This window comes from Mycobacterium sp. OAS707 (assembly GCF_014873705.1).
In the GTDB taxonomy this organism is placed as follows: Bacteria; Actinomycetota; Actinomycetes; order Mycobacteriales; family Mycobacteriaceae; genus Mycobacterium.
The window spans coordinates 1,139,153-1,155,895 of record NZ_JADBDS010000003.1; the positions used below are offsets into that span (position 1 = coordinate 1,139,153).

Genomic DNA, 16,743 nt, shown 5'->3' on the forward strand with positions numbered 1-16,743 from the left:
TCGTCGGCCACGGGTTGGTCTCGGTTCCGTTGCGGAGCGGTCAGAGGTTGGTCCCAGCTCGGTCCCGGCCCTAGTGGCTAACGCTCGACGCGGGATACGGTCGGCGCCTGACCTGGGATGTGAGGAGTCCCGATCAGCCCACCGAAGACCAGGAAGGACCGCCGTCGATGAACGAGATCGCCCGCCGCTGGCGGCTTCTGGCAGGTGGCGCGGCAGCCGGTGTGGCCGCCGTCGTCGGCTTCGCCGGGACCACCGCCTCAGCTGAGCCGGTGCTCCCGCAACCGCCGCTGCCGATGCCCGCAACCGTCACGCAAACGGTGACCGTGGCGCCCAACGCAGCGGCTCCGCAGATGCTCGGGCAACCTGCTGTGGCGCCCGCCACAGTGGCCCCGGGTGGTATCTCGATTCCCGCCGTGCCCGTTCCGCCGCCCGTGACGATCACCCCGGCCGCCTCCGGGACGCTTGCCGACTTCTTCAAGGCGAAGGGCGTCAAGCTCGAACCGCAGAACAGCCGCGACTTCAAGGCCCTCAACATCGTGCTACCGATGCCGAAGGGCTGGTCGCAGGTGCCGGATCCCAACGTTCCCGACGCGTTCGCTGTCATCGCCGACCGGGTCGGCGGCAACGGGCTGTACTCGACCAACGCGCAGGTCAAGGTCTACAAGCTGATCGGCGACTTCGACCCGAAGGAGGCCATCAGCCACGGCTTCGTCGAAAGCCAGTTGCTGCCCGCCTGGCGGGCCACCGACGGGTCGCTCGCCGACTTCGGCGGCTGGCCGTCGTCGATGATCGAGGGCACCTACCGCGAGAACTCGATGACGCTGAACACCTCGCGACGCAACGTCATCGTCACCGCGGGCCCCGACAAGTACCTGGTGTCGCTCGCCGTCACCACCAGCGTCGACCAAGTGGTCGCCGCGGCCGATGCCACCGACGCGATCGTCAACGGTTTCCAGGTGAGCCTTCCCGGGCCACCGACCCCAGCGCCGCAAGCCGCGGCGCCGGGCTTGCCCCAGCTGCCGGCGTTGCCGCAGTTGTCGAGGCAAACGGGATAGTCGTCGTCCCCCGGGCGAAGCCTGGCGCCCGGGGGACGACCTCATTCGGCAGAGTGCGCATCAGGCTCGTATTGTGTGGCGCATGCTGATCGCCGCGGTGCTGTGTCTGTGCGCCGCTTTCGCGACAGCCGGTCTGGGCATCTGGCTTCTTAGCCGGCCGAAATCCGGCGACTTCACGTTGCAGATCCTGCGCGGCGTCGCGCCCATCCAACTCGCAGCGGCGGTGATGCTCGCCGCGGGCGGGGCGGTCGCATTGTCGGCGAAGCCGCAGACCGGGCTGGTGGTCGTCATCGTGTGCGTGATCGGAGCCATCAGCACCGTCGCGGCCGGCTGCTGGCAGAGCGCCAAGGTCGTCGCGCGCGCAGAGGCCGGGCAGGCCGCGGCAGCATGCGGCGGAGCCTGCGCGACCTGCACACTGTCCTGCAACACGGCCTGATTCGTTGCGGCCGACGGCCTTTCAGTTACGGCTGATGTCGATCGGGTGGCTGGCGAGCAGCGACAGCGGCATCGGCTGACGGCGCAACACCCGCGACCACAGGTCCACCCGCGGCTCGACCAGTACGTCAGAGGGCAACGCGGACAACACAATCCAGTCGTCACGCTCGATCTCGCCTTCGAGCTGACCAATGGTCCAGCCCGAGTAACCCGCGAAGATCCGCACGCCCTCCACCATCGGAGCGACGGTGTCCGGATCGGCGTCCAGGTCGACCATGACCATCCGGCCCTGCACGTGTCGCAGGCCAGGCACCCCGTTGGCCTCGAGACCGACCCGCAGCGTGGCCAGGCACAGCGCGGCGTCGCGCTTGACGGGTCCGCCGATGAACATCGTCTTGGGCTTGGTGGCGAGCTTGGCCCACTGCGGCAACACGTTGTAGACCGCGGTCTCACTCGGCCGGTTCAGCACCACACCCAGCGTGCCGCCGTCGTTGTGCTCGACGATGTAGATGACGCTGCGCCGGAACGTCGGCTCCAGCAGATCGGTATTGGCGAGCAGCAATGTTCCGGCACGCACGCGGTGCGCCGCAGGAGCGACGAAATCCTCAGGGTCCTCTGAGTGCGCCACCTCACCATCATTGCACCGGCAACGGGTCGTGGTGGCGAACAACCACGGCCCGCCGGGATATTTGTACTGTGGGTCGGGTTGCCGATCTGCAGTACCGCTCAACCAGGACGTGATTCTCAGTGGCCGACACACGCGCGCCGATCGCCTTGTGGCGTTCGGTCCGTGCGCTGCCCGAATTCTGGCGACTCCTCGAGCTGCGGACGGTCAGCCAGTTTGGCGACGGGTTGTTCCAGGCCGGCCTCGCGGGTGCCATCCTGTTCAACCCCGAGCGGGCTGCCACCCCGTGGGCGATCGCGGGTGCGTTCGCCGTGCTGTTCCTGCCGTACTCGCTGCTCGGCCCGTTCGCCGGGGCGCTGCTCGACCGTTGGGATCGTCGACTGGTGCTCATCGGGGCAAACCTCGGCAGGCTGGTGCTGGTCCTCGCTGTCGCCGCGCTGCTGGTGGCGGGGACAGGTGACATACCGATTCTGTGCGGCGCCTTGATCGTCAACGGATTCACCCGGTTCGTGTCCTCCGGTCTGTCGGCGGCGCTGCCGGATGTGGTCCCTGCCGAGAACGTCGTCACGATGAATGCGGTGGCCGTGGCCACCGGCGCCGCGGCCGCATTCGTCGGCGCGAACTTCATGCTGTTGCCGCGCTGGCTGTTCGGCTCCGACGACACCGGGGCCGCCGCAATCATTTTCATCGTCGCCCTACCCGTCGCGCTCGCACTGCTGCTGTCGGTGCGCTTTCATCCCGACGTCCTGGGGCCGCACGAGAGTAGGCGAGCAATTCACGGCTCGGTCGCCTACGCGGTAGCCACCGGGTGGGTGCACGGCGCGCGTACCGTGCTGGCCGTACCGACAGTCGCGGCCACACTGGCGGGACTGTCCACCCATCGGATGGTGCTCGGCATCAACACGTTGCTGGTGTTGGTGACCGTGCGGCACACCGACACTCAGGCCGTCGCGGGGCTCGGCAGCACAGTGCTGTTCGTCGCAGCAACCGGGCTGGGTTCGTTCCTGTCCACGGCACTGACGCCGACCCTTGTCCGTCGGTTCGGCCGGTACGCGGCCCCCAATGGTGCACTTGCCTTCGCGGCGGTGGTGCAGCTGTGCGGCTCGGGCCTACAGCTGCCTCTGATGGTGGCGTGCGGGTTTCTGCTCGGCGCGGCCGGACAAGTGGTGAAGCTGTGCGCGGACACCGCGATGCAGATCGACGTCGACGACGCCCTGCGCGGGCACGTGTTCACCGTGCAGGACGCCCTGTTCTGGATGTCGTTCATCATCGCGACCACCGCGGCGGCGGCGGTGATGCCGCCCGACGGTCATGAACCTGGGCTGGCGCTCGCCGGCGTCGGCGTCTATCTCGCCGGGCTGGCGGTCCACGCCAGCGTCGGCCGTCGCGCTTCGGCTCAGGGCTAAGGTGACCGACATGTCGACAGCGGGGCCGATCGTGGCTGATCTCCGTGCCGAAAGCGACGACCTGGACGCAATCGTGACCGGCCTACCCGCCGAGCGATGGGCCGAGACGACGCCCGCGCCGGGCTGGACGATCGCCCATCAGATCGCACACCTGCTGTGGACCGACCGGGTCGCGCTGACCTCCGTGACCGACGAAGCCGCGTTCGCGGAGGTGCTGGCGGAGGCGGCCAAGGATCCGACCGGTTTCGTCGACGCAGGCGCCGAAGAGCTTGCCGCGCTGCCACCTGACGAGCTGTTGGCGGACTGGCGTCAGACCAGGACACGTCTGCACGACGAACTGCTGACCGTCGTCGACGGCCGCAAGCTGCCGTGGTTCGGTCCGCCGATGAGCGCCGCGTCGATGGCCACCGCCCGTTTGATGGAGACGTGGGCGCACGGGCTCGACGTCGCCGACACGGTGGGGGTGAAGCGGCCCGCGACGGCGCGGCTGCGGTCGATCGCACACATCGGCGTGCGCACGCGCGACTTCGCGTTTTCCATCAACGGGCTGACGCCTCCGGCCGACCCGTTCCGGGTGGAACTGCGCGCGCCGGACGGCTCGGTGTGGGACTGGGGCCCCGAGGACGCAGCTCAGCGCGTCACCGGGTCGGCGGAGGACTTCTGCATGCTGGTCACGCAGCGCAGGCCGCGGGCGGACCTGGACGTGACCGCCGTCGGCGCCGACGCCGAAAAGTGGCTGACCATCGCGCAGGCATTCGCGGGCCCGCCGGGCCCGGGCCGTTAGGGAATTCAGGCGATACGCCCCTCGGTTTTGCCGCACCATTGACCTGACGCTTCATCTGGAGCGGGGGGACAGATGGACTTCTATGCGGTGCTCGACGAAATGGTTGAGCTTCTGCGCACTCGCGGCCGGGTGTCCTATCGCGCGCTGAAGGAACACTTCGGCCTGGACGACGCACGCTTGGACGCACTGCGCACCGAATTGCTGTACTCACATCCCGACACCGTCAGCGAGGACGGCCACGGCCTGGTGTGGGGCGCTGGTCATCGCGGCGAACGACGCCAGTTGACGATGTTCTTCTGCGACCTCGTCGGGTCGACGATCCTGGCCAGCCAGTTCGACCCCGAGGAGTGGCGCGATGTCATGGGCGCCTACTACGACGCGTGCGCGAAGGTGATCGCCCGCTTCGACGGCCACATCGCCCAGTACCTCGGTGACGGCCTGCTGGTGTACTTCGGCTATCCCCGGGCGCATGAAGACGACGCGCAGCGCGCTGTTCGCGCCGGGCTCGGCATCATCGAGGCGGTCGGGCAACTCAACTCCGGATTGTCCGAGAAACACGGGGTGTCCCTCGCTGTCCGGCTGGGATGCCACACCGGGCTGGTCGTCGTCGGTGACGAAGTCGGCAAGACAGGGCACGACGACATGGTGCTTGGCGATACGCCGAACATCGCGGCCCGGCTGCAGGGCGTAGCGATGCCAAACACGTTGGTAATCGGAGCCTTAACGCATCAACTCCTTGGCGGGCTGTTCGAATGCGAGTCGATCGGCACGCCGGCGCTCAAAGGTGTGTCAACTCCACTCGAGGTCTACCGGGTGTTGTATGAAAGCACCGCCCGAACTCGGTTGGAGGCGCTGGCGAGCACCGGGCTCACTCCGCTTGTCGGGCGGGATTCAGAACTTGGATTGCTTGAAGGGACCTGGCGGCGGGTGGTCGGCGGGCGGGGCGAAGTGCTCCTTGTCACCGGTGAGGCCGGGATCGGCAAGTCGAGGTTGGTGAAGGCACTGATCGACCACGCCTCCGACCGGCAAGCCTGGTTCACACATCTTCAGTGTTCGCCGTACTACCAACACACCGCGTTCTACCCGCTGATCGATCTGCTCGAGCGAGTTGTCTTGCGGTTCGAGCGAGAGGACTCGCAGGCGCAGAAGCTGTCGAAGCTAGAAGGGTTCCTTGTCGAAACCGGACTTCCGTTGACCGAGTCCGTGTCGCTGTTCGCCACACTGCTGTCGATTCCGCTTGAGGCTGAGCGTGTTTCGCCCGAGCTGACCGCCGAGCAGCAGAAGCAGGAGACCATGCGCGCGCTGATGACGATCCCGTTCCGCAGGGCGGAGAAACAGCCGGTGATGCTCATCGTTGAGGATCTGCACTGGATCGATCCGACCACGCTGGAGTATCTGAACCTACTGGTGGAAAGCGTCCACACCGCACCAATCCTGGCGGTGTTCACCTGCCGGCCCGACTTCCGGTCACCGTGGTCCGACGGTGTCAGCGTCCTCGACCTCAACCGCTTGCCCACTGACGCTGCCACCGAGTTGGCTCAGCAAGTCGCGCACGGCAAATCATTTCCACCGCAGGTGCTTTCGGAAGTCCTTTCGAAGACCGATGGCGTTCCACTGTTCATCGAGGAACTGACCAAGATGCTGCTGGAATCGGGGCTGCTGGAAGAGCACCTCGATCGATACGCCCTGGCGGGCCCGCTGCCCCCACTCGCCATCCCCAACACCCTTCAGGATTCATTGATGGCGCGGCTGGATCGACTGGCTCCGGTCAAAGGGCTGGCACAACTCGGTGCGACGCTGGGCCGCGAATTCAGTTATCAACTGCTACAAGCGGTTTCACCGTGGGATGACGCTACCCTTGAACACGGGCTCGACCAACTCATCGCGTCGGAATTCCTGTACGCGGCGGGGGCCCCGCCGCACGCGACGTACCGCTTCAAGCACGCGCTTGTCCAGGAATCGGCCTATCAATCGCTGTTGAAAAGCACTCGGCAGCAGTATCACCAACGCATCGCGCAAACGCTCGAGTCCGGATTTCCGGACACCGTCGCCACCAGGCCCGAGTTATTGGCGCACCACTTCACGGAGGCCGGCTTGACCGAGCGAGCCATTCCCTACTGGGAGGCCGCCGGCCGGCGTGCGCTGCAGCGCTCCGCCAATCATGAAGCGTCCAACCACGCAACGCATGGCCTGCGGTTGCTCGCCACCCTTCCCAACACGCCCCAGCGCGCGAAACAGGAGCTGTCTCTTCAGCTGGTGCTCGGTCCGTCGATGAGTTTCGTCCAGGGTCCACAGGCCGTCGAGCACATCTACGCACGCGCCCGCGAACTGGCGAGACGCGTGGGTAGCACGCCTGAGCTGTTCCCTGCGTTGTCGGGTCTGGCTTATGCACAGATTGTTCGGGGCCGTTTGCCCCAGGCGCGAACCTTGGCCGACGAGTTCCTCGAGTTGGCCCAACAACAACACGACACCCTCGTGCTAGCGGCCGGACATTCCATGGCGGCCTATGTCGCTTGGTGGCAAGGCGATTTCATCGATGTCCGCGACCACAGTCAGAACGGCTTGGCGCTGTACAACCCCGACCAGCACGGCGCAGGCGTCGCCGCATACAACCAGAATCCGGGGATCATCTGCGGATACCTAACCGCGCTTTCCAACTGGGCGCTGGGTTACCCGGATCGGGCGACGCTTGCCATGGAGTCGACTCTCGCGCGCACCCGATCGCTCGCCCACCCCTACAGCATCGCGATAACACTTCTGTTCGCGGCTCAGCTTTCGCAACTGCGCCGCGACGCAGTGGGTGCGCGAACTCAAGCCGAGGAGGCACTGGCCATATCCGCCGAGCATGGCCTCGATGCGGTCTGGTTGTGGTGTCTGCTTCCGCGTGGCTGGGCGATTGCGCAAGAGGGTGACGTACCCGCGGGAATCACGGACATCTGCGAGGCGATGGCGCGACGCAGGGCCGTGAACATCGGCGCGGTGTGGCCGTGGTTCTACACGGTCTTGGCGGAGGCGTATGCCGCAGACGGCCAGATAGCGACGGGACTCGAGACAGTGTCCGAGGCACTGCAGTGGGTCCAACGCAACGACGAACGCCTCTACGAAGCCGAAGCCCACCGGGTCAAAGGCGAGTTGTTGCTCAAACACGACTTGGCTGACGAGGCGCAGCGCTGCTTCCAGCAGGCGCTGGCTGTCTCGCGTAAGCAGCAAGCCAAGTCGTGGGAGCTGCGCGCGGCGACGAGCCTGGCCCGAATGTGGTTGCAGCAGAATCGAACCGACGAAGCCCGGCGGCTGCTTGCGCCCGTCTACGACTGGTTCACCGAAGGCTTTGACACCGCTGACCTGATTGACGCCAAGGTCTTACTGGACCGGCTATAGCTGGCTGGCGGCGTCGGCCTTGCCGTCGGCGTCCGAGTCGGCGAGCTTGACGTCCCACGTGCCGTCGCCGTCGGTGTCGACGTAGGCCACGTCACCGGACAGCGCGCGATCGGCCAGCCCATTGCCGTCGGCGTCGGTCAGCCGGTCGTCAGCCTGCCCGTCGCCGTCCAGATCGACGACCGGCCCACCGGTGTGCTCGATGCCGTCGAGACCGAACCATCGCAATTGCCCGCCCCGGTCGACGCTGACCGCCCACGTGCCGGTGCCGTCGTCGCTGAAGAACACCGGCTCCGACGCCTGGTCGCGGACCATCTGATCGGCCAAGCCATCGCCGTCGGTGTCGGCCATCGCGTCGTCGACAAGACCGTCGCCGTCGAAATCCAGCCCGACAGCGTCCAGCGTGCCGTCGCCGTCCACATCAATGTTCGGGTCTGCGGTCCACATCGTCGCCGAGCCATCGGTATCGCCAAGGCAGTACTCCATGGCGGGTTAGACGCACCGCCGGCCAGCCGGTTCCGAGAGTTGCACCTCGCGCAGTTGCTATGGCCTATTCCGACGTCAGGGCTGTTGATGAACCGTGTGGAGGACAAATCCACGACCCTGGTGTCGATTTCGGCCACAGCACCGGATTAGCGTCCGTGGCCTGACACGCTCCTAGCCCCTCGCGTTCCACCATTTGGTCAGTTCGTCGACCGCTTCGTCGTGATCCAGGGGCCCGCGGTCGAGCCGCAGTTCCTTGAGATAGCGCCACGCCTCCCCCACTTCGGGGCCGGCCGGGATGTTGAGGATCTTCATGATCTCGTTGCCGTCGAGGTCTGGGCGCACCCGCGCGAGGTCCTCCTTGGCGGCCAACTCGTCGATGCGGTGTTCGAGGTCGTCGTAGTTGGCCTGCAGCCTCGCGGCGCGGCGCTTGTTGCGGGTGGTGCAGTCGGCGCGCACCAGCTTGTGCAGCCGTCCCAGCAGCGGCCCCGCATCGGTGACATACCGGCGCACCGCCGAGTCCGTCCACTTGCCGTCGCCGTAGCCGTGGAACCGGAGATGCAGGTACACCAGCTGCGAAACGTCGTCGATCATCTGCTTGGAGTAGCGCAGCGCCCGCATCCGCTTGCGGACCATCTTGGCGCCGACGACCTCGTGGTGATGGAAGCTGACGCCGCCGTCGCGCTCATGCTTGCGGGTGGCCGGCTTGCCGATGTCATGCAACAGCGCCGCCCAGCGCAGCACCAGATCCGGCCCGTCGTCCTCCAGCCCGATGGCCTGTTTGAGCACCGTCAGCGAATGCCAGTACACGTCCTTGTGCTGGTGGTGTTCGTCGATGGCCATCCGCATCGCACCGACCTCCGGCAGCACCACGTCGCCGAGGCCGGTCTGCACCATCAGATCGATGCCCGCGACCGGGTCCTTGCCCAGCAGCAGCTTGTCCAGTTCGGCCGCGACCCGCTCAGCCGTGATGCGCCCCAGTTGCGGCGCCATCTCCAGCAGCGCCGTCAGCACCCGTGGTGCGACGGTGAACTCGAGCTGCGAAACGAACCGCGCCGCCCGCAGCATGCGCAGCGGGTCGTCGCCGAACGAAACCTCCGGTGCCGCCGGTGTATCGAGCACCCGCGCCCGCAGCGCCGCCAAACCCCCTAGGGGATCGAGGAATTCGCCGGGCCCGTCCGCGGTGATGCGCACGGCCATGGCGTTGACGGTGAAGTCACGACGCACCAGATCGTCATCGAGGCGGTCCCCGAAGCGCACCTCCGGATTGCGCGAGACCTGATCGTAGGTGTCGGCGCGGAAGGTGGTGATCTCCAGGCGGTCGTCGCCCTTACCGACGCCGAGCGTGCCGAATTCGATGCCGGTGTCCCACACCGCGTCGGCCCACGGCCGCAGCATCTTCTGCATCTGGTCGGGCCGCGCGTCGGTGGTGAAATCCAGGTCGGTGCCCAAGCGACCCAGCAGCGCGTCGCGCACACTGCCGCCGACCAGGTACAGCTCGTGGCCCGCGTCAGCGAATAGCTGCCCCAGCTCGGCCAGGACCGGGCCGTGCTGGTTCAGCGCCACTGCGGCGCGGGCCAGCAGTTCGGCATCAGCAGCAGATTCGGGCACGTTCGATAACCCTAATGTGCAACGGGCCGGTCACGACCGGTGAGTGCGGCGGGAGCGAATGAACGTGGCAGCTACCATCGCTTAGGTGTCGGACGGCGAGAAGGCCAAACCACGACGGCGCCGGGGGAGGCGCCGCGGCCGACGCGCTGCCGGTCCGCCCGAATCGACCGAACACCGCAACAACAATCCGCTGCCCACCCCCAAAGACCAGTCGAATGGTCAGGCCAAGCCGCAGCAGGCCCGCCCCCGCAGGCCCGCAGACCGGCTGCGCACCGTGCACGAAACCTCCGCGGGCGGGCTGGTCATCGATGGCATCGACGGACCCAAGGAAACGCAGGTCGCGGCCCTGATCGGGCGTATCGACCGGCGCGGGCGGATGCTGTGGTCGCTGCCGAAGGGCCACATCGAACTCGGTGAGACCGCCGAGCAGACCGCGATCCGCGAAGTCGCCGAAGAGACGGGTATCCAGGGCAGCGTTCTGGCCGCCCTCGGCAGCATCGACTACTGGTTCGTGACCGAGGGCAGGCGCGTGCACAAGACCGTGCACCACTATTTGATGCGGTTCCTCGGCGGCGAGCTCTCCGACGAAGACCTCGAAGTCAGCGAGGTGGCGTGGGTGCCGCTCAAGGAGCTGCCGTCGCGGCTGGCATATGCCGACGAACGCCGGCTCGCCGAGGTCGCCGGTGAGCTGATCGACAAGCTGCACTCGGACGGCCCAGCGGCGCTGCCGCCGCTGCCGCGGAGCTCGCCGCGCAGGCGCGCCCAGACGCACTCGCACACCCGCAACCGCCGTCCCGACGAACAGCCATCTCGCCGGACGAACGGGTGCGGACAAGGGCCGTGACCCTACCCGCGGCGATGCCGCGAGTGCTGGCGCGGCTGCTGGCCGCCCTCGCGCTGATGACGATCATCGCCGCCCCCGTCGCGCTCCCCCACGCCGCCGCGGGTGAGCCGGGCGCCGTTCCGTTCCTGCAGGTGCGCATCGACCGCATCACCCCCGACGTGGTGACCACCACCAGCGAGCCGGTCGTCACCGTCAGCGGAACGATCGCCAACGTCGGCGACCGGCCGGTGCGCGACGTGATGGTCCGCCTCGAACACGCATCGGCTGTCACTTCGTCGGCCGGGCTGCGCACCAACCTCACCGGCAACGTCGACCAATACGAGGCTGTCGCCGATTTCATCACGCTGGCCCCGGAATTGCTTCGCGGACAAGAAGTTCCGTTCAATCTGTCGTACCCGCTGCGGTCGGCGGAACTGCCGTCGCTGCACATCGACCAGCCCGGCGTGTACCCGATCATGGTCAACGTCAACGGCACACCGGATTACGGCGCACCGGCCCGCCTCGACGACGCCCGCTTCCTGCTTCCAGTGCTCGGGGTGCCGCCCGAACCCGCGGCCGACTCCGCTGTGGACACGCTGACGTCGGTGGTACCACCCGACACCTCCAAACCTGTTCGGCTGACCATGCTGTGGCCACTTGCCGATCGGCCACGACTGGCGGCAGGCGCACCGGGCGGGACGACACCCGTCCGGTTGATCGACGACGACCTGGCGACCTCGCTCGCGCCCGGCGGCCGGCTCGACACCCTGTTGTCGGCGATCGACTTCGCGACCAGCCCGCCGGTAGACCCCGGCGGCGAGGTGCGCAACGCGACGTGTCTGGCCGTCGACCCCGACCTGCTGGTCACCGTCAACGCGATGACCGGCGGCTACGTCGTCAACGACGCCCCCGACGCGGGCCCCGGCACGCCAACGCATCCGGGCGCCGGCAAGGACGCCGCGGTCGCATGGCTCAACCGACTCAAGGGTCTGGCGCAGCGGATGTGCGTGGCCCCGACGACCTATTCGCAGGCCGACCTCGATGCGCTGCAACGCGTCGGCGACAAGGGGCTGAGCGCGATCGCCACCAAGAGCGCCGCCGACATCGTCGACCAGATCCTCGGGGTGACGTCGACGCGGGGGGCCACGCTCGTCGGCGACGGTCCGCTGACTGCGCCCACGGTCGAGCTGCTGTCGGTGCAGGGCCCGACGGTAGCGATCGCCGCCGCCAACAGCGCCGCGCAGGACTCGGCCACGGGCGAGGCTGCGACGGCAGATGTGCGACCGGTCAGGTACACGACGGAAGTGGCGGCCACGCCGTTCGACCCGGCCGTCGGCGCCGCGCTTGCCGGCGCAGGCACCGAGCCTGCTTCGCCGTCGTATCTCGACCCGTCGCTGGACATTCCGGTCAAACACGACTCGCAGGTGGCGCGGCGCCAGGATGCCATCGGCTCGCTGCTGTGGCGCGGCCTGCACCCTGACACCGAGCCACGCACCCAGATCCTCTCGCCGCCGCTGGCCTGGAACCTGGCTCCCGAGGACGCGCAGGCGATCCTGACCGCGGTGGCATCGACCATCCACGCCGGCTTGGCCGTGGCGCGGCCGCTTCCTGCGGTGATCGCCGAGGCCAACGCGATCCCCGCGCAGGACCTCACGTCGCCTCCCGAGGAAGCTCTGGGGAATCCGCGCGGCCGGTTCAACGACGGCGTGGTATCCGGTATCGCGGCGACGACAGCGCGGCTCTGGGGGCTGTCGGGCGTGCTGGCCACCGACGACCGCACCGGCCTGACCGGTGCCCAGTACACCGCGCCGCTGCGCGAGGACATGCTTCGCGCGCTGAGCCAGACGGTGCCGCCGGACGCCCGTAACGGCCTGGCCCAGCAGCGGCTGACCACCGTCGGACACACCGTGGACGACCTGTTCGGGGCCGTCACCATCGTCAACCCCGGCGGCTCCTACACGCTGGCCACCGAGCACAGCCCGCTGCCGTTGGCGCTGCGCAACGACCTTCCCGTGCCGATCCGGGTGCGGCTGCAGATCGCCGCGCCGCCGGGCATGACGGTGACCGACATGGGTGAGATCGTGCTGCCCCCCGGTTATCTGCCGCTCAAAGTGCCGATCGAGGTGCACTTCACGCAGCGGGTGGCCGTCGACGTGGCGTTGCACACCGCCGACGGTCTGCCGCTCGGCGAACCGGTACGGCTCTCGGTGCATTCCAACGCCTACGGCAAGGTGCTGTTCTTCATCACGCTGACCGGCGGTGTGGTGTTGGCGCTGCTCGTCGGTCGACGACTGTGGCACCGCTTCCGCGGCGAACCCGACCCGGCCGATCTGGACCGGCCCGACCCGATAGACGTCGCGATCGCCTATGCGAAGGACGTCGACGAGTCGCCGCGCGCGATGAGCCGCAGCAGCGAGGACGGATGACCGCCGCCGGCGGCCCACCGCCGCAGCCGCCGCCCGTCAACCGCGTGCCGCCGCGCCGCTACCCACCGCGGACTCCGACCTACCCGCCCGCCAGCAGGACACCGCCGCCGCGGCTGCCCCGCGGCCCGGCTCCGCGACGGCGGGCCGGCCGCCCTGAACTCTCCGACGCCGCGGTGGTGTCGCGGTCGTGGGGCATGGCATTCGCGACGCTGATCAGCCGGATCACCGGCTTCACCCGCATCGTGCTGTTGGCCGCGATCCTCGGCGCCGCGCTGTCATCGGCGTTCTCGGTGGCCAACCAGCTGCCGAACCTGATCGCCGCGCTGGTCCTCGAGGCGACGTTCACCGCGATCTTCGTCCCGGTGCTGGCGCGCGCCGAGCGCGACGACCCCGACGGCGGCACCGCGTTCGTCCGTCGGCTCGTCACGCTGGCCACCGCGCTGCTCGTCGTGGTCACCCTGCTGTCGGTGGCCGCCGCTCCCCTGCTCGTTCGGCTGATGCTCGGGAGCGACCCTCAGGTCAACCGTGCGCTCACCACAGCTTTCGCGTATCTGCTGTTGCCGCAGGTGTTGTTCTACGGCCTGTCGTCGGTGTTCATGGCGATCCTCAACACCCGCAACGTGTTTGGGCCACCCGCGTGGGCGCCCGTAGTCAACAACATCGTTGCCATCGCTACGTTGGTCTTGTATCTCATTGTGCCGGGCGAACTTTCGATCGATCCGGTGGAAATGGGCAACGCCAAGCTGCTCGTGCTCGGCATCGGAACGACGCTCGGCGTCTTCGCGCAGACGGCTGTGCTGCTGGTCGCTATTCGGAAGGAGCGCATCAGCCTTCGTCCGCTGTGGGGCATTGACGACAGGCTCAAGAAGTTCGGCGCGATGGCCGCGGCCATGGTGCTGTACGTGTTGATCAGCCAGATCGGTTTGATCGTCGGCAACCGGATCGCCAGCGGCGCAGCGGCTTCCGGCCCCGCGATCTACAACTACACCTGGCTGGTGCTGATGCTGCCGTTCGGCATGATCGGCGTGACGGTGTTGACCGTGGTGATGCCGCGGCTCAGCCGCAACGCCGCCGCCGACGATGTCCCCGCGGTCCTCGCCGACCTGTCGCTGGCCACCCGGCTGACGATGGTGACACTGATCCCGATCGTCGCGATGATGACCGTCGGCGGGCCGGCGATCGGTAGCGCGCTGTTCGCCTACGGCAATTTCGGGGAAACCGACGCGGGCTATCTCGGCATGGCCATCACCTTGTCGGCATTCACGTTGATTCCGTATGCCCTTGTGCTGCTTGTACTTCGGGTGTTCTATGCCCGCGAGCAGCCGTGGACCCCGATCCTGCTGATCGTCGTGATCACGATCGTCAAGGTCGCCGCGTCGCTGGCGGCGCCGTATCTGACCGATGATCCGGAACTGGTTGCCGGTTACCTCGGGCTGGCCAACGGTCTTGGGTTCCTGGCCGGCGCGACCGTCGGCTACTTCCTGCTGCGCACCAACCTGAACCCACCCGACGGGCGGCTGATCAGCCTGCCGGTGGTGCGCACCATCCTCGTCACGATCGCGGCATCGCTGATCGCCGGGCTCGTCGCGAACGTCGTCGATCAGCTCTTCGGGCTGGAAGCACTGACCCGCAATTGGGGCGGCGCAGGTTCACTGCTGCGACTGCTGGTGCTCGGGTTGATCATGGTGCCGATCATCGGCGGGGTGCTGGTGGCCGCCCGGGTGCCCGACGCGCAGGCCGCTGTGGCCGCCATCCGACGTCGTCTCGGCAGGGGCAAACGGGTAGCCGTACCGCCGTCGGCCCCCTCCGACCGGCCACGCCCGGGTGGCCCCCTCACGTACGCTGATCAGAGGAATTCGCTCGCGACACGCCCTCGTCAATTCCCGGCGGCGGCCCGGCGCGGGCCTCCGGCCAGCGTTGCCGGTGACTGGATGCGGAAGGGACCAGCGGTGACCGACGACCAAGCGACCGGCGCCGCCCCCGCCCCCGACGGCACCGCCACGACCAAGCTGCCTCGGCCAATGGCTGATGACTTCGCACCCGACGTTCCCGCCGAGCCCGTCGACCCCGCCAACGGCACGTCGCCGATGCCGGTGTCCGGCCGCCCGCCTGCCGACTACGGCGGCGACCCCACGCGGGAACCGGTGGGCCTGGCGCCGCCGCGTGAGCCCGCGATCGAGTCGGCCACCGCCGACGAGGATGTTCACCTGATTCCCGGGGCCAGCATCGGCGGCGGCCGATACCGGCTGCTGGTCTTCCACGGCGGCCCGCCGAACCTGCAGTTCTGGCAGGCGCTCGACACCGCGCTCGACCGGCAGGTCGCGCTGACGTTCGTCGACCCGGATGCTGCGCTGCCCGACGAACAGGTGCAGGAGATCCTGGCCCGCACGCTCAAGTTGAGCCGCCTCGACATGCCCGGCGTCGCCAGGGTGCTCGACGTCGCCAGCACGGGCTCCGGCGGGCTGGTGGTTTCGGAGTGGATCCGCGGTGGCTCGCTGGCCGAAGTGGCCGAGACGTCTCCGTCGCCGATCGGCGGGGCGCGCGCCATCCAATCGCTGGCAGCGGCGGCAGAGGCCGCCCACCGCTCCGGCGTCGCGTTGTCGATCGATCATCCCAGCCGCGTGCGGGTCAGCATCGAGGGCGACGTCGCACTGGCGTTCCCGGCGACCATGCCCGACGCCACGCCAGAAGACGACATCCGGGGTATCGGCGCCGCGTTGTATGCGCTGCTGATCAACCGCTGGCCGCTCGCCGAGTCGGGGGTGCGCAGCGGTATGGCCGCCGCCGAGCTGGATCCCGCGGGCCAGCCGGTCGAACCGCGAGCCGTCGATCGCGACATCCCGTTCCAGATCTCGGCTGCCGCAGCGCGCGCGGTGCAGGAGGGCGGCGGCATCCGCAGCGCCCCGACGCTGCTGAACCTGCTGCAGCAGGCCACCGCCGTCGCCGACCGCACCGAGTTGATCGAGCCGGTCGACCAGCCCCCTGTGCCGCCGCCGTCGCGGTTCCGCGATGGGCCCGCAGGCGATCCGGAGTCCGCGACCCGACGCCGCAAGGGGCTGATGGTCGGGCTCGGCGTCGGCGCGGTGATCATCGTCATCGCGCTGATCGTGCTGGCCTCTGTTCTGAAAGGGATCTTCGGAGACGTCGGCGGTGGTCTCGGCGGCGACCAGTTGGGCCTGAACGCTCCGACGACGTCAGCACAGGGCGGCGACAATTCGGCAGGCAAGGTCGTGAAACCCGTTCGCGTAACGGTGTTTTCACCCGAGGGGGAAGCCGACGCACCCGACGAGGCCGGCAAGGCCATCGACGGCAATCCCGCGACCGTGTGGCCCATCGACACCTACTCGGATCCGGTTCCGTTCCCGAATTTCAAGAACGGCGTCGGGCTGATGCTGCAGTTGCCGCAACCGACGAAGCTCGCCGAGGTCACCATCGACCTGAACAGCACCGGCACCGCGGTGCAGATCCGTGCGGCGCAGACGCCGACACCCGCGACGCTGGACGACACCACCGTGCTGGTGCCCGCCACCACGCTGAAGGCCGGTTCGAACACCATCAAGGTCGACAACCCGACGCCCACGTCGAACGTGCTGGTGTGGGTGTCGACGCTGGGCCAGGTCGACGGCAAGAGCCGCTCGGACATCGCAGAGGTCACGCTGAAGGCCGCCTCGTAAAACGAGCGGCTATCCCCAGCGGCGCAAACTTGTGTAAAGAGCTGCC

General features: G+C 68.1%; 11 protein-coding genes. 8 read left to right on the forward strand and 3 right to left on the reverse strand.

Features of this window, described 5'->3' with window-relative positions:
- The first annotated feature begins 167 nt into the window (after window positions 1-167).
- Together GGC64_RS23805 and GGC64_RS23810 are read left to right on the forward strand one after the other, a co-directional pair.
- The gene (locus tag GGC64_RS23805; protein WP_192724951.1) at window positions 168-1,055 is read left to right on the forward strand and encodes an LpqN/LpqT family lipoprotein; all 888 of its coding nucleotides are present in this window, start codon (window positions 168-170) and stop codon (window positions 1,053-1,055) included.
- Between the two features lie 82 nt (window positions 1,056-1,137).
- Entirely contained in the window at window positions 1,138-1,491 is a 354-nt protein-coding gene (locus tag GGC64_RS23810; protein ID WP_192724952.1) for a hypothetical protein, read from the forward strand.
- Between the two features lie 21 nt (window positions 1,492-1,512).
- Here GGC64_RS23810 and GGC64_RS23815 read toward each other — a convergent pair whose 3' ends face one another.
- Entirely contained in the window at window positions 1,513-2,118 is a 606-nt protein-coding gene (locus GGC64_RS23815) for a YqgE/AlgH family protein (protein WP_192724953.1), read from the reverse strand.
- Between the two features lie 119 nt (window positions 2,119-2,237).
- On the opposite strand from GGC64_RS23815, the gene GGC64_RS23820 reads away from it, so the two are divergent.
- The 3 genes from GGC64_RS23820 (at window position 2,238) to GGC64_RS23830 (ending at window position 7,683) form a co-directional block, all read left to right on the forward strand.
- Window positions 2,238-3,521, forward strand: coding sequence for an MFS transporter (locus GGC64_RS23820; protein WP_192724954.1), 1,284 nt, complete (start codon window positions 2,238-2,240; stop codon window positions 3,519-3,521).
- A 10-nt stretch (window positions 3,522-3,531) separates the two neighbouring features.
- Complete coding sequence (locus GGC64_RS23825; protein WP_192724955.1) at window positions 3,532-4,305, forward strand: TIGR03084 family metal-binding protein; 774 nt, start codon at window positions 3,532-3,534, stop codon at window positions 4,303-4,305.
- Window positions 4,306-4,377: 72 nt separating this feature from the next.
- Window positions 4,378-7,683, forward strand: coding sequence for an AAA family ATPase (locus GGC64_RS23830; RefSeq protein ID WP_192724956.1), 3,306 nt, complete (start codon window positions 4,378-4,380; stop codon window positions 7,681-7,683).
- Here GGC64_RS23830 and GGC64_RS23835 read toward each other — a convergent pair.
- Window positions 7,678-8,166, reverse strand: coding sequence for a pullulanase (locus tag GGC64_RS23835; protein WP_192724957.1), 489 nt, complete (start codon window positions 8,164-8,166; stop codon window positions 7,678-7,680). The genes GGC64_RS23830 and GGC64_RS23835 overlap by 6 nt on opposite strands.
- Window positions 8,167-8,337: 171 nt before the next feature.
- Entirely contained in the window at window positions 8,338-9,774 is a 1,437-nt protein-coding gene (locus GGC64_RS23840) for a CCA tRNA nucleotidyltransferase (protein ID WP_192724958.1), read from the reverse strand.
- An 85-nt stretch (window positions 9,775-9,859) separates the two neighbouring features.
- On the opposite strand from GGC64_RS23840, the gene GGC64_RS23845 reads away from it, so the two are divergent.
- Genes GGC64_RS23845 through murJ form a run of 3 tightly spaced genes read left to right on the forward strand, consistent with a single transcriptional unit; the run spans window position 9,860 to window position 16,697 of the window.
- Window positions 9,860-10,618 carry an NUDIX hydrolase gene (locus tag GGC64_RS23845; RefSeq protein ID WP_192724959.1) on the forward strand — a complete coding sequence of 253 codons (759 nt, stop codon included), beginning with the start codon at window positions 9,860-9,862 and terminating at the stop codon, window positions 10,616-10,618.
- A 14-nt stretch (window positions 10,619-10,632) separates the two neighbouring features.
- On the forward strand, window positions 10,633-13,023 hold the full coding sequence (locus tag GGC64_RS23850) for a DUF6049 family protein (protein WP_192725268.1): 2,391 nt from the start codon (window positions 10,633-10,635) through the stop codon (window positions 13,021-13,023).
- Window positions 13,020-16,697, forward strand: coding sequence for a murein biosynthesis integral membrane protein MurJ (murJ, locus tag GGC64_RS23855; RefSeq protein ID WP_192724960.1), 3,678 nt, complete (start codon window positions 13,020-13,022; stop codon window positions 16,695-16,697). The genes GGC64_RS23850 and murJ overlap by 4 nt, the downstream gene beginning before the upstream one ends.
- Window positions 16,698-16,743 lie beyond the last annotated feature (46 nt).

Coding starts and splice junctions, on each gene's coding strand:
- GGC64_RS23805 (WP_192724951.1), top strand. CDS start 168: ATGAACGAGATCGCCCGCCGCTGGCGGCTTCTGGCAGGTGGCGCGGCA.
- GGC64_RS23810 (WP_192724952.1), top strand. CDS start 1,138: ATGCTGATCGCCGCGGTGCTGTGTCTGTGCGCCGCTTTCGCGACAGCC.
- GGC64_RS23825 (WP_192724955.1), top strand. CDS start 3,532: ATGTCGACAGCGGGGCCGATCGTGGCTGATCTCCGTGCCGAAAGCGAC.
- GGC64_RS23830 (WP_192724956.1), top strand. CDS start 4,378: ATGGACTTCTATGCGGTGCTCGACGAAATGGTTGAGCTTCTGCGCACT.
- GGC64_RS23835 (WP_192724957.1), bottom strand. CDS start 8,166: ATGGAGTACTGCCTTGGCGATACCGATGGCTCGGCGACGATGTGGACC.
- GGC64_RS23850 (WP_192725268.1), top strand. CDS start 10,633: ATGCCGCGAGTGCTGGCGCGGCTGCTGGCCGCCCTCGCGCTGATGACG.
- murJ (WP_192724960.1), top strand. CDS start 13,020: ATGACCGCCGCCGGCGGCCCACCGCCGCAGCCGCCGCCCGTCAACCGC.